25 protein-coding genes are annotated in these 26,716 nt (G+C 70.7%); 9 read left to right on the top strand and 16 right to left on the bottom strand.

Annotation, left to right across the window (positions count from 1 at the left end; all coding sequences use genetic code 11):
- Position 1 precedes the first annotated feature (1 nt).
- From JOM49_RS06600 to JOM49_RS06610, 3 genes are read left to right on the top strand one after another with little or no spacing between them, the layout of a single operon-like run.
- Entirely contained in the window at positions 2 to 589 is a 588-nt protein-coding gene (locus tag JOM49_RS06600; RefSeq protein ID WP_209663465.1) for a PadR family transcriptional regulator, read from the top strand.
- 51 nt (positions 590 to 640) lie between these two features.
- Positions 641 to 1,315, top strand: a complete 675-nt coding sequence (locus JOM49_RS06605; RefSeq protein WP_209663466.1) for a hypothetical protein — start codon at positions 641 to 643, stop codon at positions 1,313 to 1,315.
- 59 nt (positions 1,316 to 1,374) lie between these two features.
- Positions 1,375 to 2,142, top strand: coding sequence for an SDR family oxidoreductase (locus JOM49_RS06610; protein WP_209663467.1), 768 nt, complete (start codon positions 1,375 to 1,377; stop codon positions 2,140 to 2,142).
- 6 nt (positions 2,143 to 2,148) lie between these two features.
- Here JOM49_RS06610 and JOM49_RS06615 read toward each other — a convergent pair whose 3' ends face one another.
- The gene (locus tag JOM49_RS06615) at positions 2,149 to 3,657 is read right to left on the bottom strand and encodes an alpha/beta hydrolase (RefSeq protein ID WP_245369248.1); all 1,509 of its coding nucleotides are present in this window, start codon (positions 3,655 to 3,657) and stop codon (positions 2,149 to 2,151) included.
- A gap of 184 nt (positions 3,658 to 3,841) precedes the next feature.
- Between JOM49_RS06615 and JOM49_RS06620 the strand changes: the two genes are divergently transcribed.
- Both JOM49_RS06620 and JOM49_RS06625 read left to right on the top strand, forming a co-directional pair.
- Positions 3,842 to 4,636 (top strand): alpha/beta hydrolase family protein, encoded by a 795-nt coding sequence (locus JOM49_RS06620; RefSeq protein WP_209663469.1) that lies wholly within the window; start codon positions 3,842 to 3,844, stop codon positions 4,634 to 4,636.
- Positions 4,637 to 4,738: 102 nt separating this feature from the next.
- A complete protein-coding gene (locus JOM49_RS06625) occupies positions 4,739 to 6,286 on the top strand; it encodes an alpha/beta hydrolase (RefSeq protein ID WP_209663470.1) in 1,548 nt (515 codons plus the stop codon).
- 26 nt (positions 6,287 to 6,312) lie between these two features.
- Here the strand turns inward: JOM49_RS06625 and dnaB are convergent, their stop codons facing one another.
- The 12 genes from dnaB to JOM49_RS06685 all read right to left on the bottom strand — a co-directional run bounded on the left by dnaB (position 6,313) and on the right by JOM49_RS06685 (position 16,057).
- A complete protein-coding gene (gene dnaB, locus JOM49_RS06630) occupies positions 6,313 to 7,740 on the bottom strand; it encodes a replicative DNA helicase (protein WP_209663471.1) in 1,428 nt (475 codons plus the stop codon).
- 366 nt (positions 7,741 to 8,106) lie between these two features.
- On the bottom strand, positions 8,107 to 8,895 hold the full coding sequence (locus tag JOM49_RS06635; RefSeq protein ID WP_209670890.1) for an ESX secretion-associated protein EspG: 789 nt from the start codon (positions 8,893 to 8,895) through the stop codon (positions 8,107 to 8,109).
- 81 nt (positions 8,896 to 8,976) lie between these two features.
- Positions 8,977 to 10,374 carry a hypothetical protein gene (locus JOM49_RS06640; protein WP_209663472.1) on the bottom strand — a complete coding sequence of 466 codons (1,398 nt, stop codon included), beginning with the start codon at positions 10,372 to 10,374 and terminating at the stop codon, positions 8,977 to 8,979.
- A gap of 3 nt (positions 10,375 to 10,377) precedes the next feature.
- Positions 10,378 to 11,022 carry a DUF3558 domain-containing protein gene (locus JOM49_RS06645; protein ID WP_209663473.1) on the bottom strand — a complete coding sequence of 215 codons (645 nt, stop codon included), beginning with the start codon at positions 11,020 to 11,022 and terminating at the stop codon, positions 10,378 to 10,380.
- On the bottom strand, positions 11,022 to 11,375 hold the full coding sequence (locus tag JOM49_RS06650) for a hypothetical protein (RefSeq protein ID WP_209663474.1): 354 nt from the start codon (positions 11,373 to 11,375) through the stop codon (positions 11,022 to 11,024). Before JOM49_RS06650 ends, JOM49_RS06645 begins: the two co-directional genes overlap by 1 nt.
- A gap of 149 nt (positions 11,376 to 11,524) precedes the next feature.
- Positions 11,525 to 11,980: a 50S ribosomal protein L9 gene (rplI, locus tag JOM49_RS06655; RefSeq protein ID WP_209663475.1), complete on the bottom strand. Its 456-nt coding sequence runs from the start codon at positions 11,978 to 11,980 to the stop codon at positions 11,525 to 11,527.
- 14 nt (positions 11,981 to 11,994) lie between these two features.
- The gene (rpsR, locus tag JOM49_RS06660; protein ID WP_113695352.1) at positions 11,995 to 12,243 is read right to left on the bottom strand and encodes a 30S ribosomal protein S18; all 249 of its coding nucleotides are present in this window, start codon (positions 12,241 to 12,243) and stop codon (positions 11,995 to 11,997) included.
- 35 nt (positions 12,244 to 12,278) lie between these two features.
- Complete coding sequence (locus JOM49_RS06665; protein ID WP_209663476.1) at positions 12,279 to 12,785, bottom strand: single-stranded DNA-binding protein; 507 nt, start codon at positions 12,783 to 12,785, stop codon at positions 12,279 to 12,281.
- Positions 12,786 to 12,801: 16 nt separating this feature from the next.
- A complete protein-coding gene (gene rpsF, locus JOM49_RS06670) occupies positions 12,802 to 13,122 on the bottom strand; it encodes a 30S ribosomal protein S6 (RefSeq protein WP_209663477.1) in 321 nt (106 codons plus the stop codon).
- 80 nt (positions 13,123 to 13,202) lie between these two features.
- Positions 13,203 to 14,081 carry a hypothetical protein gene (locus JOM49_RS06675; RefSeq protein WP_209663478.1) on the bottom strand — a complete coding sequence of 293 codons (879 nt, stop codon included), beginning with the start codon at positions 14,079 to 14,081 and terminating at the stop codon, positions 13,203 to 13,205.
- A 121-nt stretch (positions 14,082 to 14,202) separates the two neighbouring features.
- Entirely contained in the window at positions 14,203 to 15,084 is an 882-nt protein-coding gene (locus tag JOM49_RS06680; RefSeq protein WP_209663479.1) for a hypothetical protein, read from the bottom strand.
- 118 nt (positions 15,085 to 15,202) lie between these two features.
- Complete coding sequence (locus tag JOM49_RS06685) at positions 15,203 to 16,057, bottom strand: hypothetical protein (protein ID WP_209663480.1); 855 nt, start codon at positions 16,055 to 16,057, stop codon at positions 15,203 to 15,205.
- Between the two features lie 97 nt (positions 16,058 to 16,154).
- Here JOM49_RS06685 and JOM49_RS06690 point away from each other — a divergent pair, with 97 nt between their 5' ends.
- Positions 16,155 to 16,931 (top strand): deoxyribonuclease IV, encoded by a 777-nt coding sequence (locus JOM49_RS06690; RefSeq protein ID WP_209663481.1) that lies wholly within the window; start codon positions 16,155 to 16,157, stop codon positions 16,929 to 16,931.
- A 56-nt stretch (positions 16,932 to 16,987) separates the two neighbouring features.
- A complete protein-coding gene (locus JOM49_RS06695) occupies positions 16,988 to 18,259 on the top strand; it encodes a glycosyltransferase family 87 protein (protein ID WP_209670893.1) in 1,272 nt (423 codons plus the stop codon).
- Here JOM49_RS06695 and JOM49_RS06700 read toward each other — a convergent pair.
- Together JOM49_RS06700 and JOM49_RS06705 are read right to left on the bottom strand one after the other, a co-directional pair.
- Entirely contained in the window at positions 18,204 to 19,784 is a 1,581-nt protein-coding gene (locus JOM49_RS06700; RefSeq protein WP_209663482.1) for a glycosyltransferase family 87 protein, read from the bottom strand. The genes JOM49_RS06695 and JOM49_RS06700 overlap by 56 nt on opposite strands.
- Before the next feature lie 45 nt (positions 19,785 to 19,829).
- Positions 19,830 to 20,900: an ROK family transcriptional regulator gene (locus JOM49_RS06705; RefSeq protein WP_308158669.1), complete on the bottom strand. Its 1,071-nt coding sequence runs from the start codon at positions 20,898 to 20,900 to the stop codon at positions 19,830 to 19,832.
- Between the two features lie 55 nt (positions 20,901 to 20,955).
- Between JOM49_RS06705 and JOM49_RS06710 the strand changes: the two genes are divergently transcribed.
- Entirely contained in the window at positions 20,956 to 22,014 is a 1,059-nt protein-coding gene (locus tag JOM49_RS06710) for a Gfo/Idh/MocA family oxidoreductase (RefSeq protein ID WP_209663484.1), read from the top strand.
- Between the two features lie 44 nt (positions 22,015 to 22,058).
- On the top strand, positions 22,059 to 22,910 hold the full coding sequence (locus tag JOM49_RS43640; RefSeq protein WP_209663485.1) for an amidohydrolase family protein: 852 nt from the start codon (positions 22,059 to 22,061) through the stop codon (positions 22,908 to 22,910).
- A 1,121-nt stretch (positions 22,911 to 24,031) separates the two neighbouring features.
- Here the strand turns inward: JOM49_RS43640 and JOM49_RS06720 are convergent.
- Positions 24,032 to 26,704 (bottom strand): transglycosylase domain-containing protein, encoded by a 2,673-nt coding sequence (locus JOM49_RS06720; RefSeq protein WP_308158670.1) that lies wholly within the window; start codon positions 26,702 to 26,704, stop codon positions 24,032 to 24,034.
- Between the last annotated feature and the right edge of the window lie 12 nt (positions 26,705 to 26,716).

Here is a 26,716-nt window from a genome sequence, read left to right on the forward strand (position 1 = left end):
CATGTCGGCGACGCGGCTGCTGGTGCTCGGTGCGGTCCGCGGCTTCGGCCGGGCCCACGGGTACCTGGTCCGGACCGAACTGCTCACCTGGGGCGCGGACGAATGGGCCAACGTCAAATGGGGCTCGCTCTACCACGCGCTGCGTCAGCTGGCGAAGGACGGACTGCTGCGGGCGATCGAGGTCCCGGACTCCGGCGGCCGGGTCGACTACGAGATCACCGAAACCGGGGACGCCGAGTTCTTCCGCCTCCTGCGTGACGCTCTGCGCCAACCCGAAATCCGTCAGGACATGCTGACCGCCGGGTTGGCCCTGCTGCCCGCGCTGCCACGGGCCGAGGCGATCGAGCTGCTGGAAAAACGGCTGCACGCCTTGGAAAGCGGGCGGGCCGACATCATCGAGCAGACCGGCGCCTGGGCCGATCCCGGGCACGTGCAGGAGCTGTTCGACCTGTGGGTGCACAACGCGAGCAGCGGGGTGGACTGGACGCGTGGCCTGATCGAGCGGCTGAAGGCGGGCGCGCACACGATGGCCGGCGAGGACCCGACCGGGTTCGGCATGCCGGGCACCTGGACTCCGACCCAGGTCTGAGACACCTCGGTCCGATGTGGACCGGAGCCGGGTGCCGGAGAGTCCACCGGCATGAGAACTCTGGTGCCCGGGGCCGTTTCCCTGCTGCTCGCCCCGCCGTTGCTGCTGGCCGGGGTGCTGCTGCGCCTGCCGCACGACCTGTTCTTCCCGGCCCAGCTCGCCGCGTACGAACAGTCGCCGTCGCGGATTTTCGCCGCGTACAGCTGCTTTCTCCTCGGCACGGTCCTGCTCTGGCCGGGGATCCTGCTGCTGGCCCGCCGGATCGGCGGTGGTTTCGGGCTGTGGGGCGGGATCCTGGTTATCTGCGGGCTGATCGGCCGTGCCTTCCACGCCGGGATCGACCACTTGGCGTTCCAGTTGGTGCGCGTGCTCGGCCTGGACGCTGCGACGCAGGTGGTCGCCGATTCCTACGGCGCCTACCACGTGATGCGGGTGTTCACCGTGCCGATGATCTTCGGCTGGGTGGTGCTGGCGATCGGCGCCTGGCGGTCCCGTGCGCTCTGGCGGCCCGGTGCGGTGGCGCTCGGCCTGATGGCCGCGATGCCGGTCGGCGTGCTGAAGGGCACCGAGTGGCTTTCGGTGGTCGCGGCGGCCGGGCTGTGCGTGGCCTTGGTGCCGCTCGGTTTCCGCGAGTTCCCGCGGCCGGAGCCCCGGGTGGCGCTGCGCTGGGGCCTGGTCGGCGCGGCCTCGGTCACGGCCCTGTACTTCCTCGGCCAGGCCGGATAACCGATGGCTATCACCGCAGGTCTTGGACAGGTTCCCGGCCTGAGCCCAGGATCGGAGACATGACACTCACAGGGAAAACCGCACTGGTGACCGGGGCTTCGAGGGGCATCGGCCGGGCCATCGCCGAACGGCTCGCGGCCGACGGCGCGCTCGTCGCGGTGCACTACGGGAGCAACGAGACAGCGGCCAAGGAGACGGTCGCGGGAATCGAGCAAGCCGGTGGGCAGGCCTTCGCCCTCCGCGCGGAACTGGGGGTGGAGGGCGACGTCGACACGCTCTTCGCCGGTCTCGAGCGCGGCCTCGCCGGGCGGCCGCTCGACATCCTGGTGAACAACGCGGCGATCTTCGCCGGGAAGCTGGACGAGGTGTCGCCCGCCGAGTTCGACCGGCTGTTCGCGGTGAACGTCCGGGCGCCGTACTTCATCGTCCAGCGCGCGCGGTCGCTGCTCGCGGACCACGGCCGGGTGATCAACGTGTCCTCCGGCGCCACCCGGATCGCGCTGCCGGAAACCGCCTACGCGATGAGCAAGGGCGCGCTGGACGCGCTCGGCCGGAACCTGGCCAACCAGCTCGGCGACCGCGGCATCACGGTGAACACCGTCGCGCCGGGCGTCACCGACACCGACATGAACAGCTGGCTGCGGGAAAGCCCCGGAGCCGGTGACGCGATGGCGGCGATGACCGCGCTCGGCCGGATCGGCCGGTCACCGGACATCGCCGCCGCCGTCGCCTTCCTCGCGTCACCGGACGCCGGCTGGGTCACCGGCACCTGGCTCGACGTCAGCGGCGGCCTCTTCCTGGGCCCGCGGCCTCAGCCTGCCGGGTAGGCGCGGTCAGTCGGCTCGGCAGGTCGTGTCCGTGGCGGGCAGGGTGCCGTCTCGGAAGTAGGTGTTGACGGCGTTCTGCGCGCAGGTGTTGGGGTAGTTGCCGAAGACCGCGTGCACCCGGACATCCTGCAGGGTGACCAGCTTCGAACCGGTCATCACCTGGTGCAGGCCGACGCCGCTGGCGTACGGGGTGCGGGTGTCGCCGGTGGCCTGGACGATCAGCGCGGGCACGGGGTTGTGCACCTCGGTCGGGCGTTCGGCGGGCGGGCCCCAGAACGCGCACGGCAGGATGTTGTGGGCGAAGGCACCGAACAACGGCTCCTCGGCGCGGCTGCGCCGGATGTCGCGCCAGTACGACTCCGGGTCGCGCGGCATCGCCTGGTCACCGCAGATCACCGCCGCCTGCCCGGAGTTCTGCGTGGTCGCGTCGGGCTTGTAGACGAAGCGCAGGTCGGCTTCCAGCGCGGGGCTCGGCTGCACCGGTTTGCCGTCGGCGGCATCGGCCAGCTGCCGCACGGTGCTCGCGACGTCGGCATCGCGGCGCGCGTCGGCCAGCGGGACGAACAGCAGTACCGGCAGCACGTGCTGGTCGACCTGGTATTCGCCGAGCCGGATCGGCTTCCGCGCGGCCTTCTGGACCAGGCCCTCGGTCAGCGCGCGGACCTCCTTCGCGGTCTTGCCGAGGTGGTACTCACCGTCGCGCGCCGCGGCCCACTGTGCCCAGTCGTCCAGCGCGGCTTCGTTCGGCTCACCCAGGTCGCGGAGCATCTGCCGGGCGTACCGCCGCGGGTCGACCGCGCTGTCGAGCACGATCCGATCGCTGCGCTTCGGGAACATCTCGGTGTACACCGCGCCCAGGTAGGTCCCGTACGACCAGCCGAAGTAGCTGATCTTCGACTCGCCGAGCGCGCCGCGGACGACGTCCATGTCGCGCGCGGTGTTGCGGGTGGAGATGTGGCGCAGGTCGGCGCCTTCGGTTTCGGCGCACTGCCGGGCGAGGCCGGCGGCGAACTTCGCGGCCCGGTCGAACGCCGGGCGGTCCACCCCGGCCGACCGGAGCATGGTGCCCACCGGCCAGCCGCAGTCGATCGGCGCCGACCGGCCGATGCCGCGCGGGTCCATGCCGATCAGGTCGTAGCGCGCGGTCACCTCGGGCGTCATCGCCTGCCGCACGCCGAGCATCAGGTCCAGTCCCGGACCGCCGGGCCCGCCCGGATTGGACAGCATGATCCCGCGCCGCTGCCCGGGATCGGTGGCTTTCAACCGGGAAATCGCCACGGTGATGGTGCGCCCGCGTGGTTCGGCGTAGTTCAACGGCACCCTGACGTCGGCGCACTGCGCGCCGGCTTCGTCCAAAGCCTTGTGGTCACAGGGTTTCCAGTCCACGCGCTGGTGGTGGAACCGCTCCAGCCCACCGCTCGCGCTCGCCGGTGCCGGGTTGGCCACCACCGTGCCCGCCAGCGCGGCGGCCACCCCGGCCACCAGCACGGCCCGCCCCAAAGTGCTTGCACGCAAAGGATTTCCTCCTCCGAACCCGGCGACCGCTGCTCGATCACCCGTGCTCATGAGGCTAGGAATCCGGGGCCCGCCCGCCCAGGACGTCCGCACCCGAACCCGTGGTGGTGCAGGCTCCACCGCGCGCGTTCCGCTGGTGGCGTAAACGAGCCCCGGCGCACGTGCGCGGACCTACCGTGGCCGCATGAACTCACCGATCACGGGCACGGCCGCCGGCGTGCCCTTCACCGCGTTGCCGCCGTCCGGCGTCGAAGGTCCCGCACCGCTGATCGTCACCTGGCACATGCTCGACGCCCCACGCTCGGATCCCGCGTTCGCCGCCGCGTTGCCGATGCACGGCCTGCCCGCGTGGCGCGTGCACCTCGGCATGCCGATGTGCGGGGCACGCATGGTCGACGGCCGCCCCGACGCCGTGGTGGAGCTGATCCAGAAGGACCCGCTGATGTCCTTCCTGTACCCGTTCGCGCGGCAGGCGTTCGCGGAATTCCCCGCCGCACTGGCATCGCTGCGCGAGCAGCTGCCGGTGGACGACGGTCCGATCGGCGTGCTCGGCGCGTCACTGGGCGGGGCGGTCGCGTTGCGGGTGCTGACCGAGACCGACACCCCGATCTTCGCGGGCGCACTGGTGAACGCCGCCATCCGGATGCGGTCCGTCGTCGCCCTGTTCCCCGGCTACTCGTACGACGCCGAGTCCGAGAAAGCCGTCGACAGCCTGGACTTCCTGCCCAAGGCGGGTGTCGTCGCCGACCGCGCGCCGGTGCTGGTGGTGAGCGGCGAACTGGACCACGCCGACCTGCGACAGGACGCGCTCACCTTCGCCGACGCCCTGGGCGAGCGCGGCGAACTGCTGTCCATCCCCGACCTGGCCCACCCACTGGCCGACGAACCCGGCATCGAGCCCGCCCCGCAACGGCCGCGCACCCGCGAGGTGGACGCGGGCCTCACCGACTGGTTCCGGCGCCGCCTCGCGGATCGCTGAGCGGGATCTCTGCCGAACTCCTTGAGCATGCCCCGGGGGCATGGGTTCAACTGCACCCGTTGACGTAGGTCAATCGGGCTTTGTGAACCAAAAGGGGCGGTTATGTACAGGAGATTGCGGTTCGCCGTGGTGCTTCCCGCGGTCGCGGGTGGTCTGCTCGCGGGAATGACCCCCGCGCTGGCGAATCCCGGCACGGTGAACACCACCGGCATTCCGGCGCGCTACGCCGAACAGGACCTGGCGTGGCGCCAGTGCACCGCCGAGGATGTGCCGGACAAACCGGAGACGGCGAAGATCCTCGAGTGCGCGACGTTCGCGTCACCGCGCGACTGGGAGCGCCCGGACGACCCGCCGGACGTGACGATCGCGATCAGCAGGCTGAGGTCCACCGGGGAGACGACGGCATCGGTGCTCACCAATCCGGGCGGGCCCGGTGGGCCCGGCCGCTCGTTTCCCGCTTCGCTGAGCGAGCAGGCCAAGCTGCGTGAGCACCAGGAGATCATCGGCATCGACACCCGCGGCACCGGCAGGAGCACGAACATCTCCTGTGGCGGATCGGGTCAAGGTGCCATTCACGACCCGCGCGACCGCGACCCGCGCAACCTGGATCTGCTCCTGGACGAGCTGGAACGGACCACGAAGACCTGCGAGCAGGCCTCCGGTGAACTCGGCCGGTTCGTCGACACCTTCCACAACACCAAGGATCTGGACCTGCTGCGGGTCCTGCTCGGCCGGGAGAAGATCAACTGGATCGGCTACTCGGCGGGCACCTGGCTCGGCGCGCACTACGCCCAGCGGTTCCCCGACCGCGTCGGCCGGTTCGTGCTGGACTCGTCGGTCGACTTCACCTCGACCTGGGCGGCATCGTTCGACCTGCAGCCCATGGGGTACGAACGCCGCTGGCGGCAGGACTTCCTGCCGTGGGCCGCGACCCATGACGACCGGTACGGGCTCGGTGCCACCGGCGAGCAGGTCCGGCAGACCTTCGAGGAGGTCCGGTACGCGCTGACGCGCAATCCGGTCGAGGTCGACGGGGTGAAGGTCGGCCCGGGCGAGCTGGACAGCCGTGTCGTCGGCTTGCTCAAGAGCAAGCAGGCCTTCCCCGGCCTGGCCGACTTCCTGGTCCAGCTCAGGACGCTGACCGGGAACGACGCGCCGGAGCAGGCCAAGGCGCAAGCCAGGGCGGCGATCGCCGCCGAGCCGGCCACGAATGACGCCCTGCTCGCCGTGCTGACCGCCGTCCGGTGCAACGACAGCCCCACGCCCGGCGACCGGGAGTCGGTGATCCGCAGGTCGCAGGAGTTCCTCGACCAGGGCAAGCTGCTGGCCGGCGGGTACTGGATGTTCATCCAGAACTGCATCTTCTGGGAGAACCAGCCCCGTCCACTGCCCACCATGGACGGTAAGGGGGTGCCGCCGGTGGTGATGGTCCAGTCGGCGAACGACCCGGCCACGCCCATCGAGGGCGCCCGGAAGGCGCACGCCGGGTTCGAGAACTCCCGGCTGCTGACCGTCACCGGCGAAGGCGACCACGGCATCTACGGGTACGGCAACCCGGCCGTGGACGAGGTCGTCGACGCCTACCTGGTCGACGGCGTGGTCCCGGAGAACCAGAGCGTGCCCGGCATGCCGCTGCCCGACCCCGCCTGACCGCCCGGCACGGGGCTGAATCCGGCCTAACTGTGCGCGAGGTCGGAGAACCGGCTGTAGTGCAGCTGGTGGGCGACCACCACGGTGCTGGTCGGGCCGGCCCGGTGCTTGGCCAGGATCAGGTCGGCCTCCCCGGCGCGTGGGTCGTCGCGTTCCCAGGCGTCGGGGCGGTTGATCAGCAGCACGATGTCCGCGTCCTGCTCCAGTGAGCCCGACTCACGCAGGTCCGAGAGCATCGGGCGCTTGTCGGTCCGCTGTTCGGGACCACGGTTCAGCTGGCTGATCGCGACCAGCGGCACCTCGATCTCCTTGGCCAGCAGCTTCAGCTGCCGCGAGAACTCCGAGACCTCCTGCTGCCGCGACTCCACGCGCTTGCCCGAGCTCATCAGCTGCATGTAGTCCAGCACCACGAGCTTGAGGTCGTTGCGCTGCTTGAGCCGCCGGGCCTTGGCGCGGATCTCCATCATCGTCATGTTCGGCGAGTCGTCGATGAACAGCGGCGCCTCGCTGATCTCGCTCATCCGCCGCGCCAGGCGGGTCCAGTCGTCGTCGGACATGCGGCCACCACGCATGTCGGCCAGGCGGATCTTGGCCTCGGCCGAAAGCATGCGCATGACGATCTCGGTCCGGCTCATTTCCAGCGAGAAGATGACGCTGCTCATGCCGTGCTTGATCGAGCAGGAGCGGGCGAAGTCCAGCCCGAGCGTGGACTTCCCGACACCGGGACGCGCCGCGACGATGATCATCTGACCCGGGTGCAGGCCGTTGGTCACCTCGTCGAGGTCGGCGAAGCCGGTCGGGATGCCCTGCGCCGAACCACCGCGCGAGGCGATCGCGTCGATCTCGTCCATGGTCGGCTGGAGCAGTTCCTCCAGCGCCACGTAGTCCTCGCTGGTGCGCCGCTCGGTGACCTCGTAGATGGCGGCCTGCGCGCGGTCGACGACCGCGTCGATGTCGCCGCCCGTGTTGTCCTGGTTGGCGCCGTAGCCGTACTGGACGATCCGGGTGCCCGCCTCGACCAGCCGCCGCAGCACCGCCTTCTCGGCGACGATCTCCGCGTAGTACCCGGCGTTCGCCGCGGTCGGCACGGTGGCGATCAGCGTGTGCAGGTACGGCGCGCCGCCGATCCGGCCGAGTTCGCCGCGGCGCTCCAGCTCCGCCGAGACGGTGATCGGGTCGGCGGGCTCACCCCGGCCGTAGAGGTCGAGGATGACCTCGTAGACCGCCTGGTGCGCGGGCCGGTAGAAGTCGTTCGGCCGCAGCGCCTCGACCACGTCGGCGATGGCGTCCTTGGACAGCAGCATGCCGCCGAGCACCGACTGTTCGGCCGCCACGTCCTGCGGGGGCTGCCGGTCGAACTCCCCCGAGCGGCCGCCACCGCCACCACCACCGGGATCCGGCGGGCCGGGGTCTTCCGGCTCGTACCCTGCCCCGCGGTCATCGGTCATGGCCACCGCCGAAGCCTCCTCCTCGTTCGAACGCGTGTTCGAGTGTACGTCAAGTTTCCCCGCACGCTAGATCGCTCGGATGGCCGTAGCCAAATCGCCCCGTGGACAACCTGTGGACAACTTGGGGATGGCTGCCGCCAACCAATCACAGGTGCGCTCCTGGCTGTGGACAAGTTGGGGGCAACCGGGGATCACTCCGCGAAATGCGCAGCTCAGAGCAGGTGTGCACAGTGTGGAAAAACTCGTCCGGCGTGTCGCGGTGAACCGGTCGTTCGGCGTGTCGCGGACGCGGGCACGCGCCGACTGGGGACAAAGCCTGTGGATAACCGACTGCGCTATGTGGGTGAACCGCAGGTCAGAGCCCCGGAGGGGTCAAACCAGCCGTGCCTGGGCGGCCCGCAACCGGCCCGCCAGCTCCTGCGGGGTGGCCGGGGTCAAGGCGATCGCGGGCTCACCCGCGCCCGGCACCTCCTCGGTCAGCCAGCGGCCCTCGACCGTGTCGATGTAGTTCACCGGCCGGTCGATCCGCTGCCTGCGGCCCGCCCGGTTCCGCGCCGCCACGTACAGGCTGCCGCCACCGAGCCGTTGCAGGCTCAGCACCCGGCGCAGTTCCTCGGCCTCGACCGCGCCCGCGCTCGGCCGCGCGTCGCGCATCACCGAGAAGCCGTCGTCCGGCGACCCGCCGCGACGCTTGCCGGTGGCCTCGCTCTTCGGCACCACCAGGCGGTTGCCCCTGCCCGGGGCCAGGTTCGGGATCTGCGCGAGGAATTCGGGCAGCACCTCGTCCGGCCGGACCGAGGCCAGCACGATCCCCTCGGCTGCCGGGTTGCGCGCGAGCACGAAGGCCTCACCGCCCGCCGAACCGGCGAGCAGGGTGTACTTCAGCGGCTTGCCCTCGAACCCGCCGTCGATCCAGGCGAAGTACTCCAGCTGCGGCCGCGCGATCGCCTCGATGACCGCGACGAAGCCGGGATCGAGCCCGCGCCGCCCGGCCAGGCCGTACCTGGCCAGCTCGGCGTTGGTCTTCTCGTCCTCCGCGCGCTGCGCTTCCTCGCTGAGCCAGGTGGGCGTGCTGGAGAGCACCGTGTGCGGCTCGCCGTCCCGGCGGCGGATCAGGTTGAGCAGGGTGCCCGTGGTCAGCGTGACCTGCTTCTCCAGCAACTTCGCCATCCCCCTGGTAGTCGACAAAGGCCGCCCGGCCCGCCGGAAGGTGCGGGCCGGGCGAAAAATCCGAAATGGATACTACTCGCCGATCACCGGCGGGGCGGTCAGTTCGTCGGTGCCGAACACCTCGTTGGGGTCGTCGCCGAGCAGGTAGCGCGACTGCCGCTCCTCGTCCTCGGCGCCCTGGCCGCCACGGCCACCGCCGGCGCCCATACCGCCCATGCCCATGCCGCCGCCCATGCCACGACCGGCGCCCGCGGCACCGGCCGCCGCCGCACCGCCCATCGCGCCACCCATGCCCATGCCCTTGCCCGCCCCGGCACCCGCACCGGACTGGCCACCGGCGCCGATACCCCCGGCGCCGGAGCCGGAACCCGCGCCACCGGCACCGATGCCGCCGACGCCGATGTTCCCGCCGCTGCCCGGCCCGAAGCCACCGCCGCCACCACCGGGGCCGAAGCCGTCGGCTCCGGGGATCTCGCCCCCGCTGCCCGGCCCGAACCCGCCGGACCCACCGGGGCCGAAGCCACCGGCCGACGGGATCTTGCCCGGCGTGTACCCGGCCGCGCCGGTGCCGTTGTCCCAGGACGGCGGCTTGTACCCGGGGCTGCCCGGACCACCGGACCCACCGGGGAGGTCGCCGGGGTTGTACCCGGGGATGTTGCCCGGGTTGTAGCCGCCGCCCGGCGTGCCCGCGCCGGGGATGTTGCCCGGCTGGTACCCGCCACCGGGCGTGCTGCCGCCGCCGGGCAGGTTCGCGCTCGGGATGTTGCCGGGCGTGTACCCGCCCTTGTCGTTGCCCTGGCCGTTCTGGTCGGCGCTGCCGTTGCCGTCCTTGTCCTTGCCGTCCCCGTCGGTGCCGTCGCCGTTCACGTCGACCGCCTGCACCTGGCCCGAGATCGCGTTGTACGTCGGCATGCCCTGGCCGTTGTCACCGCTGGACTTGTAGTAGGCGTTGAACGCGTCGACGTTCGCCTGGCCCTTGGTGTTGTACTCCTCGATCGCGCGGTCGGTGTCGGTCTCCCACGGCTTGATGTCGTTGATGAACCCGCTTTGCGGCGGCTCCTTCGGCACCTCCTGCACCTTCGAGTGCACGGTGGTGAACGCGTTGTACTGCTCGCCGAGGTACTTGTCGCTGTCGTTGAGCTTGTCCTTCGAGTCCTGCATCCACACCTTGAGCGGGTGGCCACCGGACTTCGCCGCCGCGCCGGAGGTGCCGGTCCACGCGGCGTCCATCTCGGCGGTGAGCTGGTTGATGGTGGTGATGCGGGACTCGTAGTTGCCCTTGAGCCTGCCTGCCGCGGCCTGGCCCTCGGCCAGGGACTGCGGGCCCTCGCCGGTGGTGATCTGCTGCCAGATCTGGTGGCAGTCGATCTTGCGATCACCCGAGCCCGCGCTGTAGCTGCCGGACTCGTCCTGCGTGGCCGCACCGTAGGCGGCGGCGCCCGCGACGATCGGGACTAGGAACAAAACCATGGCTCAACCGCCCTTCACGGTGTCGATCATCGCTTCGGCGGCCTTCTCGACCACCGGGCAGGGCCGCGACTCGTCGGGCCCGCTGGACAGCGTCGAGCTGACCCGGACCGCGAACTGGTCGTTCAGCCCGACGTAGAGGGAGCAGTCCCCGCTGCTGCGCGCGTCGGTGATGTCGGCGTAGACCGCCGGGTATCCGCCGACCTCGAGCTCCTCGAAGTAGGCGAACTCGTCCTTCTGGTCGTAGATGTCGCTCAGCCCGTTCGGGTTCTTGGCCTGGGCGGAGATGTCGAGGCGGTTGGTGGCGCCCTCGGTGAAGTTCCAGTTGCAGGTCGGGCCGGTCGAGGAATCGCGCGGCGTGGGGTCGGTGAGCCCCAGTTCGGAGACCTTCGCCGAGGAGAGCGTGGCGCACACGTCGCCGGTGACCTTCTCGGTGTCGACCGGGCTGGACACCTGGGGTGCCGAACCGGCGCCGCTGCCGGTGCCTTCGGAAGCGGGCGGGTCGGAGGCTTCGGCGGGCGGCTGGCCGCCCGGCACGGTGGCGGTCGGGATGTTCCCGGCACTGCCTTCCTTGCCACCGCCACACCCGGCGAGCAGGGCGCCTGCCGCGAGCGCGGCGGCGGTGAGGCCGAGAAAACGCTGGGTCCCCATCAGCTCTGCTCACCCGTCTTCTGCAGCGCGGCCTTCGTGTCGGCCTCGTTGGTGGTCATGCTCTTCTTCGCCGCTTCGAGCGCCTCGATGTAGTTCTCCACGTACTCGCGCATCTTCACGTTCTGGTCGATGAAGGCCTTGACCGACGGGATGGCGAGGTTGGCGAAGTCACCGCTGGCGAACTCCTTGCCGGGTGCCTTGACCGCCGCCATGTTCCTGGCGTCCTCGGCGTCGGTCTGCAGGTCGTCCAGCAGGTCCTGCCACTTCTTGATGACCGCGTCGATCTGGTCAGCCTGGAAGGTGAAGCCACCGCCGGCGCCCCCCGGCGCGGACATGCTGACTGGGCCAGTCATTCCGGTTCGTCCCCTTTCGCCATCCCCGAGTACCCCACAGTGCGGTCCCGACCGTCAACACTCTGACGTGGCCGCGGCCGGGGCCGTTCCAGGTATACGCCAAAAGGGCCGCGCTCCTGGTGGAGGGCGGCCCTTTCGCGAACGCGTTGTTACTTGGCGACGACCTCGAGGCGGAGGTCGGCCTTCACGTCGGGGTGCAGCCGGGCGGTGACCTGGTGCTTGCCGACGGTCTTGATGTGCTCGCGCAGCTCGATGACGCGCTTGTCGAGCAGCGGGCCACCGGCCGACTTGACCGCGGCGACGATGTCGCCGGTGGTCACCGAGCCGAACAGCTTCTTCGAGCCCTCGGCCGCCTTGGCGGACAGCTGGATGTGGCCGAGGCCCTCCAGCGCGGTCCGCACTTCCTTGGCGTGGTCGAGGTCGCGGATCCGGCGGGACTCCTGGGCCCGGCGGATCGTGCTGACGTTCTTCTCCGCGCCCTTGGTGGCGGGAATGGCGTACCCACGCGGCAGCAGGTAGTTGCGCGCGTAGCCGTCCTTGACCTCGACGAGGTCGCCGGGACCGCCCAGGTTCGCCACGTCAGTGGTGAGGATGATCTTCGCCATGAGTGTGAACCTCCTTAGCGGGCGGTCGAGGTGTAGGGCAGCAGTGCCATCTCGCGGGAGTTCTTGACCGCGATGGCGACGTCACGCTGGTGCTGGCTGCAGTTGCCGGTGACCCGGCGGGCACGGATCTTGCCGCGGTCGGAGATGTACTTGCGCAGCAGGTTGGTGTCCTTGTAGTCGATCGCCTCGGGGCGACCCTTCTTCTCGGCCTTGCAGAAAACGCAGACCTTCTTCTTCGGCTTACGAATGGGTGGCTTGGCCACTGTCGACTCCTGGAATAGCTAACGAAAGGGATTGATCAGAAGGGGGGCTCGTCGTTGAAGCCGCCCCCGCCGCCGCCACCGGCGGGCGGGGCCGAGCCCCACGGGTCGTCGGCCGGGGCGCTCCCGCCGCCCTGGCCACCGCCGAAGCCGCCGCCACCACCGCCGCCGCCGCTACCGCGGCTGACCTTGTTCACCTTGGCGGTGGCGTAGCGCAGCGAGGGGCCGATCTCGTCGACCTCGAGCTCCACGACCGTGCGCTTCTCGCCCTCTTTGGTCTCGAAGGACCGCTGCTTGAGCCTGCCCTGCACGACCACGCGGGCACCGCGGGTCAGCGACTCGGCGACGTTCTCCGCCGCCTGGCGCCAGATGTTGCAGCGCAGGAACAGGGCCTCGCCGTCCTTCCACTCGCCGCTCTGGCGGTCGAAGGTGCGCGGGGTCGACGCGACGGTGAAGTTCGCGACGGCCGCACCGGACGGGGTGAACCGCAGCTCCGGGTCGGAGGTCAGGTTGCCGATCACCGTGATGACGGTGTCTCCAGCCATGGGCTCGCTACCCCCGTCAGGCCTTGACGGCCGGCTTGGCGGCGCGCTTGATCTCGCGGCGCATGACCTTCGTCCGCAGCACGGTCTCCTGCAGCGACAGCTGCCGGTCGAGCTCCTTGACCGCTTCCGGCGTCGAGTTCAGGTCGAGGATCGCGTAGATGCCCTCGGCGTGCTTGTTGATCTCGAACGAGAGCCGGCGGCGACCCCAGACGTCGACCTTCTCGACGGCCCCGCCCGACGTGCGGATCACGTTGAGGAACGTGTCCAGCGTCGGAGCGACGGTGCGCTCGTCAAGGGTGGGATCCAGGATGACCATTACCTCGTAATGGCGTGACACAACCACTCACCTCCTGTGGGCTCACGGCCATGGAACTTCCATGGCAGGAGGGTTTTGTCAGGAGGAACTGTACTCGGGCCCTACGACGCTTTTCGCAGCACCCAGGTCCGGACCAGCGCGGCGGTCACCCCGGCGAGCGCGACCACGGCCAGCAGCATGGGCAGCTGCACGCCGTTCTCGGGCTGCCCGGCGGCCAGCGAGTCCGCGTTGCCGGCGTTCTGCACCTGGGGCGCCTGGGTGGCACCCGGGTCCGCGCCGAGGATGCCGAACTCGGGCGAGGTCGGGCCGGGAGCGGCGGAGCCGTAGCGCGCGCCCGGGGGCAGCGCGACACCCGGCGTGGCGGCCGGGATGTTGCTGTAGTCCGGCGGCGGCGCCATCGCCCCGCCGGTGCCGAGCGGCAGCGTGCCGGGCGCCTGGCCCTGGTTGGTGCCGCCGGGCTGGCTGCCGGTGGACCCGCCGGGCTGGGGGGCGGGCTGCTGCTCGCTGGTGGGCTCGCGGTAGTCGCTGGCGTAGGCGGTCAGGCCGCAGTTGCCCGCGACCTTTTTCTCCACGCTGGCGAGCGTCTTCTTGCGGTCGATGCCCAGGCCCCACGACCCGGTCTCCTCCAGCGCCTTCGCCACTGCGGTGCCGATGACCGAACCGGAGACCTGCGTGCTGGCGCCCTGGCCGACCTGGCCGACCTTGATCGAGCTGACCTTCGCGATGTCGTTCCCGGCCCAGTCGCCCACGGCCAGCGTGCCCGCTTCCTGGGCGCCCGCCTTGACCAGGTCCTTGACGGAGGCGCCGCTGATCGCCACGGCGTCGCCGGTCACCCCGGTGACACCCGCGGTGCAGCTGTTCGCCTGCAGCGTGGTCGCGGCCGCCGTGCCCGTGGACAGGGCGAGGCCGCCGGTGGTCAGAGCGGCGATGGCGGTGGCCGTCAGTACCGAGCGGAAGGTCCTGGTCAGTCGGTGCTGCACGAGCGCTGTCCTCCGGGTCGGGGAATGGAGAGAGTGTGCGGTTCGGAAGTCACTCAAGATAACGAGCCGGGCACACAAAAGATACTCGACCGGGTTAATTGAGTTGACCCCGACGGGTGTTTTACGCGGTGACCTTGCGAAGTACCCAAGTGCGCACCAGTGCGGCGGTGACCCCGGACAGCGCGAGCACCGCGATCAACACCGGCAAACCGGTGCCCTCGCTGAAACCGCCGCTGTCACTGGCCAATGCCTCCGCGCCACCGGCGTTGCGCACCCCGTCCGGCGACTGCGGCTGACCGTCCGCGCCGAGAATGCCGAATTCCGGTGCGTAACCCGGGATTTGCCCGCCGTAACGAACGCCTGGAGAAGGGCTGTAAATGCCGGGGCTCGCCAGCGGAATGGTGCTGTAGTCGCGCATCGGCGCGAATCCGGTGGAGAAGTTCGTCGGCAGGTTCGCGAACGCGGGCACGCTGCCGCCGAGCACTTCGCTGTTCGACTGCGGGATGGGCGTGACCGCGCCGCCGGGACCGGTCTGCGGGGCGCCACCGGTGCCGGGGCTGCTGCCCGGCGGGGTCTGCGGGCTGCCGGGCTTGCTCTCCGGGCTGTCCTGCCTGCTGCCGCCGAGCGCGCCGACGGTGCCGCTGTGCACGCCGTCGACCACGCCCTTCGTGGCGTCCGCCAGCGGCGCGCCGACGCCGGGCACGGGGGCGACCACGGTGTCGATCACCTGCACGGTGACCTTGCACAGCCCGCCGAGCAGGCCGTCGACCACGCCGGTGAGCACCTTGGTGGCCTGGCCGACCACGCCCAGGTTCAGCGGGATGCCCAGCAGCGGGGTGGTGGCGAGGATGGTGTCACCGGGCTTGGCGGTGATCGAACTACCGCACGGCACCTTCTTGGTGTCGGCCGCCGACGCGGTGGCCGGTGTGGCGATCGCGGCGGAACCCGCCAGGAGGAAGGTCGCCGCTCCGACGGCGGCTGTTCTCTGGATACGCCTCTGCATCGCGAGCCCTCTCACCCTGCTCATCCCTGCTGACCGGAACAACGACGGTAACCGGGACGGGTGACGGCGCGCGCGCCGAAAAGACCGCGCGATCGGGTGGACCTGCGGTTACGGAGGGTCAGACGGCGCGGCGGCGGAGCCAGGTGCGGGCCAGCAGCGCGGCCACGACCACCACGGAGAGCACCGCGATCAACAGCGGCACACGCTGCGGCGGGGTGGCCCCGGGCAGGGCTTCGGCGGTGCCGGAGTTCTCCGCGAGCACCTGCGGCGGGATCGGCGCGCCGAGATCCGGCGCGGCCGGCGGGGTGACCCCCGGCGGGATGACCGGGCCGATCATCGCGGCCGGGCCGATCAGCGCCTGGCCGAGCGGCAGGAAGCTGGAGTCGATCTCGCTGCTGGCGTCGCCACCGATGACGTCACCACCACCGGGATCGGTCTGGATCGGGCCTTCTTCGGCCGGCGGCGCCTCGTCCTCCGGCGGCGTGGTGCCCGGCGGGGTCGGGTCCTCGCCACCCGGCGGATTGTTCGGCGGAGTCGGATCCGGGGCGCCAGGCTCGGTCTCGTCCGCGCCGAGCAGGCTCTGCGTGGTCGCGCCGACGGCGTTGATGGTGGCCTTGGCGGTGTCGCAGATGGCGCCGACGCTGTCCACCACCAGGCCGGTCCTGCTGATGCCCAGCCCGTCGAGTGCTTCCTTCACCGGGAGCGAGAGCAGCGGCTTGTGCTTGCCGTTGCCACCGGGCGAGTTCGAGCCGAGGCCGAGGTCGAGCAGGCCGGGTGCGTTCGCGAGGGCGCCGAGGTCGACGGTGAGCGGCTTGCCGTTCTCGGCCTTGAGCGTGGCGGCGCACTTGCCGACCAGCACCGGGTCGGCGCCTTCGGCCGCACCGGCCGTGCCGGGGAGCGCCATCGAGGCGTACGCGGCGGAGACCGCCACCATGAAGCCGACCGTGCCGATCCGGTTCGCGTGCTTGCCCATGCGTCGCCTCCCCTGTTCACGCACCGCGCCCAAGGTAGCTCATGAACGTGATCGGCGGTGCTTCGAGTGGGAAGTTTTCCGCCTGTAGCGTGCTCCCATGCAGATCGGTGCCCACGTTCGTGACGACGACCCGTTGCCCGCGGCCAGAGAGCGGGGCGCCGAGGTCGTGCAGTTCTTCCTCTCGGATCCGCAGGGCTGGAAAGCGCCGAAGCGCCACCCCAGCGCCGACGCGCTCGTCGCGGACGAGATCGAGGTCTTCATCCATTCGCCGTACCTCATCAACGTCGCTTCGCTGAACAACCGCATCCGCATCCCGTCCCGCAAGGGCGTCGCGCAGCACGCCGCGGGCTCCGCCGAGGTGGGCGCGAAGGGCCTGATCGTGCACGGCGGCCACGTGCGCAAGGGCGAGGACCCGGCCGAGGGACTGGCCAACTGGCGCAAGCTGTTCGAGCGGCAGGCCGACAGCGGCGGGTTCGCGGTGCCGATCCTGATCGAGAACACCGCGGGCGGCGACGGCGCGATGACCAAGGACCTGGAGATGATCGCCCGGCTCTGGGACCAGGTCGGCGAGTTCGGCGCGGGTTTCTGCCTGGACACCTGCCACGCCTACGCGGCGGGCTGGGACCTCGACGGCGTGGCGGACCGGGTCAGGGCCATCACCGGCCGGATCGACCTGGTGCACCTGAACAACTCGCGCGACGAGTTCGGCTCCACCCGCGACCGGCACGCCAACGTGGTCGGCGGCGAGGGCACGATCGACCCCGAGGTGCTGGCCGAGGTCGCGCGCACGGCCGGGGCACCGGTGGTGGTGGAGACGCCGGGCGATGGCCAGGCCGCCGACATCGCCTACCTGCGGGAGGCACTGGCCCGGTGACGAAGAAGCTCAGCCGGGCCGCGCTCGCCGTGCTCGTGGTGCTGTGCGGGGTGACCATGGTGCTGGGCTTCGCCAACAAGGACCGCTGCACCGGGCCCGAGTTCGACTTCTGGGGCCGCAGCGAGCCGGACTACACCCACCGCAGCTACGCCGACGTCTGCTATTCCGACATCCAGCACCTGTGGATCGGCCGGGACATCGACCGGCACGTCTTCCCGTACGTCGACGGCGCGCTCGAGAAGGGGCAGCTGACCGGCGGCTCGGTCGAGTACCCCGTGCTCACCGGCGTGCTGATCTGGGCGGGCGCGTTCTTCGTCGACACCGACGCCGGCTTCCTGCTGGCGTCTTCGGCGCTGCTGGCGCCGTTCGGCCTGCTCACCGCCTGGTTGCTGGGACGGATGGCGGGCTGGAGATCGCTGTGGTGGGCGATCGGGCCACCGCTGGTGCTCTACGCCTTCCACAACTGGGACCTGCCGGTGGTCGCCTGCGCGGTCGCCGCCTTCTACGTCACCCTCCTCGGCAAACGGCCACTCGTGCACCGCGCCTCGATCGCCGCGGTCCTGCTCGGCCTGGGCTTCGCGCTCAAGCTGTACCCGGCGCTGTTCGTGGTGCCGCTGGCGTTGTACGTGCTGACCAACGGCGAACGCGAGGAAAGCCGCTACGACCCGCGGGGTGCGCTGCGGGTGGTCGCCATCGCGGCGGGCACCGGGGTCGCCGCGAACCTGCCGTTCATGCTGGCCGGGTTCGAGGGCTGGTGGGCCTCCTTCCAGTTCCAGGGCGATCGCAAGGTCGACGTGTCGACCAACTCCATCTGGTTCTGGGCCTTCCGCCCGCTGTCCGATCCGGACAACGAGGTCTTCCAGGACCTGATGGGCCTGATCTCGCCGACGCTGATGCTGGCTTCGTTCGCGCTGGCGTGCGCGCTGGGCTGGAAGCGGTACCGGCGTGACGGCGTCTACCCGCTGCTGCCGGTCTCGGCCGCGATGCTGTGCGGGTTCCTGTTGCTGCACAAGGTCCACTCGCCGCAGTACACGCTGTGGCTGCTGCCGATGTTCGTGCTGCTGCGGATCCCGTGGGGCTGGATCGCCGGGTACCTGGTCGCCGACCTGGCCATGGGCATCGGCATCTTCCGCTGGTTCGCCGCGCTGCAGGACGGCGAGGGCAGCGGGATCTACGACGGGTTCGCCGCGCAGGCGGTGGTGGTCGGCGTCTGGGGCCGGGCCGCGCTGCTGGTCGCCCTGTTCTTCCTCTTCCTCCGCGCGGACTCGGTGGTCAGCGCGCGCGACCGGCCCGGGCTCGCGCACCCACCACTGGTGACCTGCGGCTGAACACGCCACCCCGGTAGACCACGACGTCCCTGGCGCGGTCGAGCACGCCGCCGCTGGGGTCGTCGTCCCCGGCGGCGCGCACCGGGTCCGAGGCCGGGCGCCGGATGTCGCGGATGACCAGCACGCACAACGCCACCACGGCCAGGTCGCGCACCACGACCGTGCCGAGGAACCAGCCCTCGGGGAGCCCGCGGTTGTCCTCGCCGAGGTAGAAGAACATGCGCGGCGCCCACACCAGCGCGTCGAGCACCATCCAGCCGAGCAGCAGCCGCCACCGCGGCAGCGCGAGCACCGCCAGCGGCACCAGCCACAGCGAGTACTGCGGGCTCCACACCTTGTTCGTCAGCAGGAACGCGGCCACCACCAGGAAACCCAGCTGCGCGAACCGCGGCCGGATCGCCGAGTTGAGCCCCAGGTAGGCGATACCGGCGCAGCAGCCGAGGAACAGCACCGCGGTCACCGTGTTCAGCCAGACGGGGCTCTCCCCCGGCTTGAGGATGCCGTCGAACCCGGTCCACCCGGTGAAGTGGGAAATGACGTTGTACAGCGAATCCGGGTCCATCCCGCGTTCGCCGTTGAGCCGGAAGAACTCGCGCCAGCCGACCGGGTAGGCCAGCGCGATCGGCAGGTTCACCGCCAGCCACGACCCGGCCGCGGCAAGGGCGGCGGTGGTCCACGCGCGCATCTTCCCGGCTCTTATGCAGAGAATCAGCAAGGGCCCGAGCAGGAACAACGGGTACAGCTTCACCGCGGCACCCAGCCCGATCAGGACCCCGGCGAGCAGCGGTTTCCGCCGAGCCCAGGCGAGCACCCCGCACGCCGCGAAGGCGGTGGCGAGCGTGTCGAAGTTGGTGAACGCGTGCACCAGCATCAGCGGGGACACCGCGACGAGCACCGCGTCCCACGGCCGTCTCCTCGCGGTCCTGGCCACCGCCCAGACCGTGGCCAGCCAGGCGATCGCCAGCCACAACGCGGACAGGTTGAAGTAGATGGCCACCGGGATGGCGCCGGGCAGGAACCCGCCGTCGGCCCCGGCGAGCCAGGCGTTGGTCAGCTTCGCGTTGACCCACTGGAAGAGCCCCGACAGCACCGGGTACTCCATGTACCGGACCTGCTCGTCGGCGGTGTCCTCGTTCTCCACCCAGCTGGTCTTGTACGGGAAGGTCTCCGGGTCGTTGAGCCGTTCCGCGCTGTAGAGCGGGACCACGTCGGAGTAGCACATCGCCACGTACGGCCGGCCCGATCGCCAGTCGAGCTCCAGGCTGCCGTCCTCGGCGGAGTACTGCTGGATGCAGGCGGCCTTGCCGAACCAGCTGAGTGTGAGACCCACCACCGCGAGCAGCAGCGCCACGCGCAGGGGTGACCAGAACCAGTGCCTGCCCAGCGCGGCGTGCTCGCCGATGGGACCCCCGAACGGGCGGGTCGCCCCGGCCGCGAGCGGGCTGCTGTGGCTGGGCAGCACTCTGTCCGCCGCGTCCAAGGAGACCGGTTCGGGCACGGTGGTCTGCTCGGGCTCGGTGGGCACGGCCCGGATGGTATCCGCGCCTCCGGTGACGCGCCGGTGAACCTGTTACGTGGACGGATCGGCGTAGAACCTGGCCAGTACCTCGGTGGCCGCACCCGCCGCGACCAGGCGATCGTCGTGTTCGGCGAGGATCAGGTCGAGCTTCTGCCACCCCGGCAGCGGCAGGGACGCGCTCAGCTGGGCGTCGATCTGGGCGCGGTAGAGCTCGGGCCGCGCCCGCACGGAGAGCACGACCTGTTCGAGATCGAGTAGTTGCACCAGATCGACCAGGCCGACGCCGAGCAGGCGCGCGGCCTCGCCGGGATCCCCGCGCCGGACGGCGGCGTTGTGCAGCACCTCGATGCAGCCGCGCCGGCCGCACGGGCAGCGCGGGCCGTCGTGCGCGATGGTGGTGTGCCCGAACTCGCCGGCGTTGGTGCGCGGGCCGCGGTAGACCTTGCCGTCGATCAGCAGCCCGGCGCCGATCCCCGTGCCGACCAGCACCACGGCGGCCGCGCGGGCCGGAATGGTGGCGTGCCAGGCGTACCCGGCGGCGGCCGCGTTGGTGTCCTTGTCCACCAGCACCGGGAGGCCGGTGGCCTCGGTGAGCAGGTCGCGCAGCGGCACCTCGTGCCAGCCGGGCAGGTTGGTCGCCTCCCGCAGCACGCCGGTGGTGTGGTCCAGCGGGCCGAGCGCGCCGACGCCGAGGCCGAGGAGGGTGTCGCCGCGCAGATCGTCCACACAGGACTTGAGCGCGCCGATCGCGTCGTCCGGGGTGAAGCCGGCCGGCAGGTCGCGGGTCTCCTCGGCGACCACCGTGCCGAGCAGATCGGTGCGCACCACACGCAGTTCGTCGCGGTCGAGCTGGGCGCCGAGCGCGTGGCGTGCGTCGGGGCGGATGCGCAGCCGGATACGCGGCTTGCCCACCCCGCGTGACGGCTCGCGCTCCTCATCGAGGATGCCCGCGTCCAGCAGCGCGGGCACGATCTTGGACACCGCCTGCTGCGTCAGCCCGCTGCGCTCGGCCAGCTCGATCCGGCTGAGCCCGCCCGCGCGGCGGATCTCGCCGAGCAGCAGCGCCTGGTTGTGCTCGCGCAGGCCGCGCAGGTTCACCCCGGCCCTGGACTCGGTCTCCACCGGCTGATCCTCGCATGTGTTGCCGTTAATCAACAGTGTTGTTTTAATGGGAGCCATGGCTGACTCGCGAGTGGGAATCATCGGGTACGGCACCGGCGGGCGGGTGTTCCACGCGCCACTGGTGGCCGCCACCCCCGGCCTGTCCGTCGCGGCGATCGTCACCGGCAACGCTTCGCGCGCGGAGCAGGCGACGGCTGACCACCCCGGCGCCGAGATCCTCGGTGACGCCGACGAGCTGTACAGCCGCGGGCTGGACCTGGTCGTGGTGAGCACGCCCAACCGGACCCACGTGCCGCTCGCGCTGCAGGCCATCGAGCACGGCGTGCCGGTCGTGGTGGACAAGCCGTTCGCGCCGACCTCGGCGGAGGCGCAGTGGGTGATCGACGCGGCGGCCGCGGCGAACGTCGGGCTCACCGTGTTCCAGAACCGCCGGTGGGACTCGGACTTCCGGACCGTGCGCAAGGTGCTGGACTCGGGCGAGCTGGGCGGCGTCTTCCGGTTCGAGTCGCGCTACGACCGCTGGGTGCCGAAGCTGCGCGACAGCTGGCGCGAGTTCGCCGACCCCGCCGAGGCGGGCGGGCTGCTCTACGACCTCGGCGCGCACATCATCGACCAGGCGCTCCAGCTGTTCGGGCCGGTCACCGAGGTCTACGCCGAACTGGACAAGCGGCGCGAAGGCAGCGCCGTGCACGACGACGTCTTCGTCGCGCTGACGCACGAGAACGGCGTGCGCTCGCACCTGTGGACCTCGGCGCTCGCGGCCACGCTGAACCCGCGGTTCCGGGTGCTCGGCGACCGCGCCACGTTCACGAAGTACGGGCTCGACGTGCAGGAACCGCAGATCAAGGCGGGGATGAAGCCGGGGGAAGCGGGCTGGGGCGTGGAGCCGGACAGCGACCAGGGCGTACTCGGCACCGGCGACGACACGCGCCGCGTGCCGACGGAAACCGGGCAGTACGAGCAGTTCTACGCCCAGGTCGCGGCGGCGCTGCGTGGCGAGGGCGCGTACCCGGTCGACCCGGCGTCCGCGGTCGAGGCGCTGCGCGTGATCGAAGCGGCCGCGGTGTCCGGCGCGGAGCGGCGCGTGGTGCAGACCCCACCGGCAAAGGTGTAGCGCGCGGTAGGGCTTCGCGCGGCGGGATCACCGACAGTGGGAAGGTGATCTCCGGGGAGCTGGCGTTGCTGCACGCCACCGTCATCGATGCCACCGGCGGCCGCCCGAAACCGGACGCGACCGTGGTGGTGCGCGACGGCCGGATCACGGCGCTGGGGCGGTTCGGGGAGACGCACGTGCCGCGTGGGGTGCGCAAGATCGACCTGACCGGGAAGTTCGTCGTGCCGGGGTTGTTCGACCTGCGGGTGCACGGCCCCGCCGACCCGGCCAGGGACGCGCTGCTGCTGGCCTACGGCGTGACCACGATCCGGGCACCCTCGCCGCCCTCGCCGTTGCCGCTGGACCCGGTCGGGTTCGTGCGCTCACCTGCGCCGCACATCCCCGCGCTCGTCCGGCACGCCGTCCTGGACCGGCCCTCGCTCATCTCGGCGGACGACTACCGGCTGAAGTACCTCCCCGCCGACGTCCGGGAAGGCTGGCGGTGGGCGCTGGAGGCGCTGCGCCGGAAACCGGACCGGCACTCCCTCTTCGACCACCGGCTGCGGTTCACCGGCGCCCTGCACCGGGCGGGCGTCCCGATCATGGCAGGCACGGACACCGGCTCGCCGTGGGTCTTCCCGGGGTTCAGCCTGCACGAGGAACTGGCCTACCTGGTCGAAGCGGGATGCACACCGATGCAGGCCCTGCAGTCGGCGACCAAGGAACCCGCGCGCCACCTGGGCCTCTCGGACACCCTGGGCACCATCGCCCGAGGAAAACGCGCCGACCTGCTCATCCTCGACGCGAACCCCCTCACCGACATCCGCAACACCCGCAAAATCCACTCCCTCCTCCACCGCGGCACCCTCCTCACCCCCACCACCCGAGCCCACCTCCTGACCACCCCCACCCCCTAACCCCCCCGAACTACACACTCGCGCACCCGAACCCCACGCTCAGGCGCCCGAACCTCACACTCCCGCACCCGAACCCCACGCTCAGGCACCCGAACCTCACACTCGCGCAGGCGAACCCCACGCTCAGGAAGCCGAACCTCACACTCAGGCAGGCGAACCCACCGGCGCCCGAATTTCTTGTTGAGGCAGCCGAGCCCTGCATCCAGGCGTCCGAGTTTCACGTTCAGGCGCCCGAATCCCACGCTCGCGCAGGCGAATCCCACGTTCAGGAAGCCGAGTTCGACGCTCGCGCAGGCGAACTCCGCACTCGTGCAGCCGAGTTCCACACTCAGGTAGCCGAGTCCCACATTCGCGCCCTCGAACTCCGCGTTCGGACGGTTGAGTTGGACGTTCTGGTAGCCGAGGCCCATGCCGTCGGGCGGCTGAAGCCTGCGCTCGGGCGGGCGAACCCCACGTTCAGGAAGCCGAGTTCGACGCTCGCGCAGGCGAACCCCACGCTCAGGAAGCCGAGTCCGACACTCGCGCACGCGACTTCCGCATTCAGGCGCCCGAGTTTCACGTTCAGGCGCCCGAACCCCACGTTCAGGCACCCGAGTTCGACGCTCGCGCAGGCGAACTCCGCACTCGTGCAGCCGAGTTCCACACTCAGGTAGCCGAGTCCCACATTCGCGCCCTCGAACTCCGCATTCGGACGGTTGAGTTGGACGTTCGGGTAGCCGAGCCCCGCAAGTCGGGCGGCTGAGGCCTGCGCTCGGGCCGAATTCGACGCTCGCGCAGGCGAACCCCACGTTCGGGCAGGCGAACCCCACGCTCAGGAAGCCGAGTCCGACACTCGCGCACGCGACTTCCGCATTCAGGCGCCCGAGTTCAAGTTCAGGCGGCTGAGGCCTGCGCTCGCGCAGGCGAACCCCGCGTTCAGTTAGCTGAGTGCTGCGTTCGGGCAGGTGAGTGCCGCGGGGCGGAAGCAGAAGGGAAGCCGTGGCGCGGGAGGCTGCCGTCGGGTGCGTGGCGAGCCGGCACCCGGCCGAGGGCAACCACCCGGGCGCGCCCGGATCAAAGCATGAAGAAGGGGCCCTGCTTGCCGGAATACGGCGAGCAGGGCCCCGAAAAAGAGAACTACCTCAGTTGTCGTCTGGATCTCGGCCGTTGAGGGGGTCGCCGCCGTTGTGCCCACCGGGGCCGCCCGGGAGGCCCGGGATGCCTGGCTTGTCCGAGTCGCTCGGCCCGCCCGAGGGGTCGCCATCGGGCGGGTCCGACGGGGCGGTCGACTCGCTCGGCGCCGGCGAGGAAGGCGTCTGGCTGGGCTGCTGCGACTTGGACGGCTGCGAGGGCGGCGCCGTCGGCACGGTGCGGCCGATCAGCTTCACCTCGGAGAACTTCTCCTTCGGCTTGCCCTTCAGGTAGGCGTCCATGAACTTCTTCCACATCTCGCCCGGCAGGTCCTTGCCGTAGATCTTCTTCTTGTTCGCCATCCGGATGACCTTGTCGGCCTCGGTGCCGACCCAGGCGCTCGTGGACACCGTCGGCGAGTAGCCGACCATCCACGCCTGCGAGTTCTCGTTCCCGAGGCTGTCCGGCTCCCCGGCCTTCGGCGTGTACTGGTGCGTCCCGGTCTTCCCGGCGCAGTCGTACCCGCCACCGCACGCCAGCTTCGAGTACGGCAGCACCGGCACCAGCGACTTCGTCACGTTCCCGGCGATCTGCTTGCTCTTGTCCGGGTCGTCCTCGGCGAACGCCGGCTTCTCCGCGACCTCGGCCTCGTAGACGACCTCGTCGCGCGAGTTCAGCACCTTCGACACGAAATGCGCGTCGCGCTGCATGCCGTCGGCGGCGAACGTGGCGTAAGCCGCCGCCATCTCCGCGGGCGTCACTTCCGCGCCCCGGCCACCACCGATGGACAGGTTGTTGTCGGCGTCCTCCAGCGGGGCCTTCACCCCGGCCTGGTGCGCGGCGTCGACGACCTCCTCGACCCCGGTCTGGCGGGCCACGAAGTCGTAGAACACGGTGTTCACCGACTTCTCCATCGCCTCCGCGACCGAGCACTGCGCACTGCAGTCCACGCCCTCGGAGTTGCGCACGGTGGCGTTCTGGATCTTCCGCGGCGAGGTGCCGTCATAGGTCTCGCCGAGGCCCTTGCCGGTCTTGAGCAGGGCGACGAGGTCGAACGGCTTGAACGACGAGCCCGGTGGCCGGGCCGTGTTCGCCCAGTCGCGCTGGTCCTCCTTGGTGTTCGGCCCGCCGTAGTAGGCGAGCACCCCACCGGTCTTCGGATCGATCGCGACCAGCGCCTCCCGCAGGTCCTGCGGCTGGCCCTCCATCACCTCGTTGACCGTCTTGATCGCCAGGTCCTGACCCTTGGGGTCGATCGTGGTGTAGATCTTGTAGCCACCGGACTGGATCTTGTCCTCGGTGATGCCCTTGGACTCCAGCTCGTCCACGATCCGGTTCTTCAGCAGCAGGTTCGGCCCGGCGATGGACTGCTTGCGCACCTCTTCCAGCGGCCGGATCTCCGGGAAGGTGGCCTGCGCCCGCTCGGCGGGCGTCATCCAGTTGTTCTCCACGATGCGGTCCATCGCCACGCGCCAGCGCTCCTCGGCCACCGCGCGGTTCTCCGAGCGGCCCGGCTGCTGGATCAAGCCGGCCAGCAGCGCGGCCTCGGAGGTGGTCATGTCCTTGGCGCTCTTGCCGAAGAACGACTGCGCCGCGGTCTGGATGCCGTACGACCCGCGACCGAAGTAGATGGTGTTCAGGTAGGCCGTGATGATCTCGTCCTTGTTGTACTGCTTGTTCATCTTGAAGGACTTGACCAGCTCGGTGGCCTTGCGGGTGAGGGTGCCCTCTTCGTTCTCCGTGGCCTTCTTCACGTACTGCTGGCTGATCGTGGAACCACCACCGACACCGCCGGTGACCTGGTTGTAGACCGCCCGCATGATGCCGGTGATGTCGAAGCCGGAGTTCGTCTCGAAGGTGGAGTCCTCGGTGGCGTAGATCGCCCGGCGGACGTTCTGCGGGATGTCGCCCGGCTCGAGCATCTCCCGGTTGCCGCCCTGCGGGATGTCCTTGCCCAGCTCGGTCTCGTCGGCGAACAGGTAGGTGACCACCTTGTCCTGCTTGGCCGCGACCTCCGCCGGGGTCGGCACGTCGACGGTGAAGTAGAGCACCGTGAACGCCGCGGCCGGCGCCACCACGAAGAGGCCGACGAGCACGTAGACCGCCCGGCGCACCCGCTTCCAGCGGCGTCGCTTGCGCTGCGCCGGGGTCAGCAGCTTCTTGCCGTCGCCGTCGTCCCCGTCGTCGTCCGCGCTGTACTCGTTGAACGCGGCCTGGTTCTCGTCCGACGGCCAGCTGTCGCGCCGGTCGTCGTAGGCGTCGCCGGCGAAGCCCGTGCCGTTGTGCTCGTGGTGCGTGATCAGCTCGGGCTCAGGCTGCTCCGGCGTCGGCGGCACGAAGCTCGTCGGCTCCTCCTGGCGCGGCTGTTGCCGTCGCGGGGGGAGCGGTGGCTGGCCGGGCGGCGGCGGGCGGTACCCGCCTCCGTGCTGCTGGCGCGGGGGCGGCGGCTGCCGGTCCTCCTGCGGCCAGCCCTGCGCGCCACCGGGCGCCGGGCCGCCGCGGGGAGGACGGCCTCGGCCGCCCTGCTCGCCGCCTGGCCACTGCGGTTCGTCACCGGCCGGCCACTCGTGGCTGCCGCGTTGCGGTTGGCGGGGGCCACCGCGGTTGTCACCACCCGGCCACTGTGGTGCATCCCACTGGCCCGGTTCCTCTTCCGGCCACGAACGGCCGTACTGATCATTCACGAAAAGGCCTCC

This window comes from Amycolatopsis magusensis (assembly GCF_017875555.1).
Lineage (GTDB): Bacteria > Actinomycetota > Actinomycetes > Mycobacteriales > Pseudonocardiaceae > Amycolatopsis > Amycolatopsis magusensis.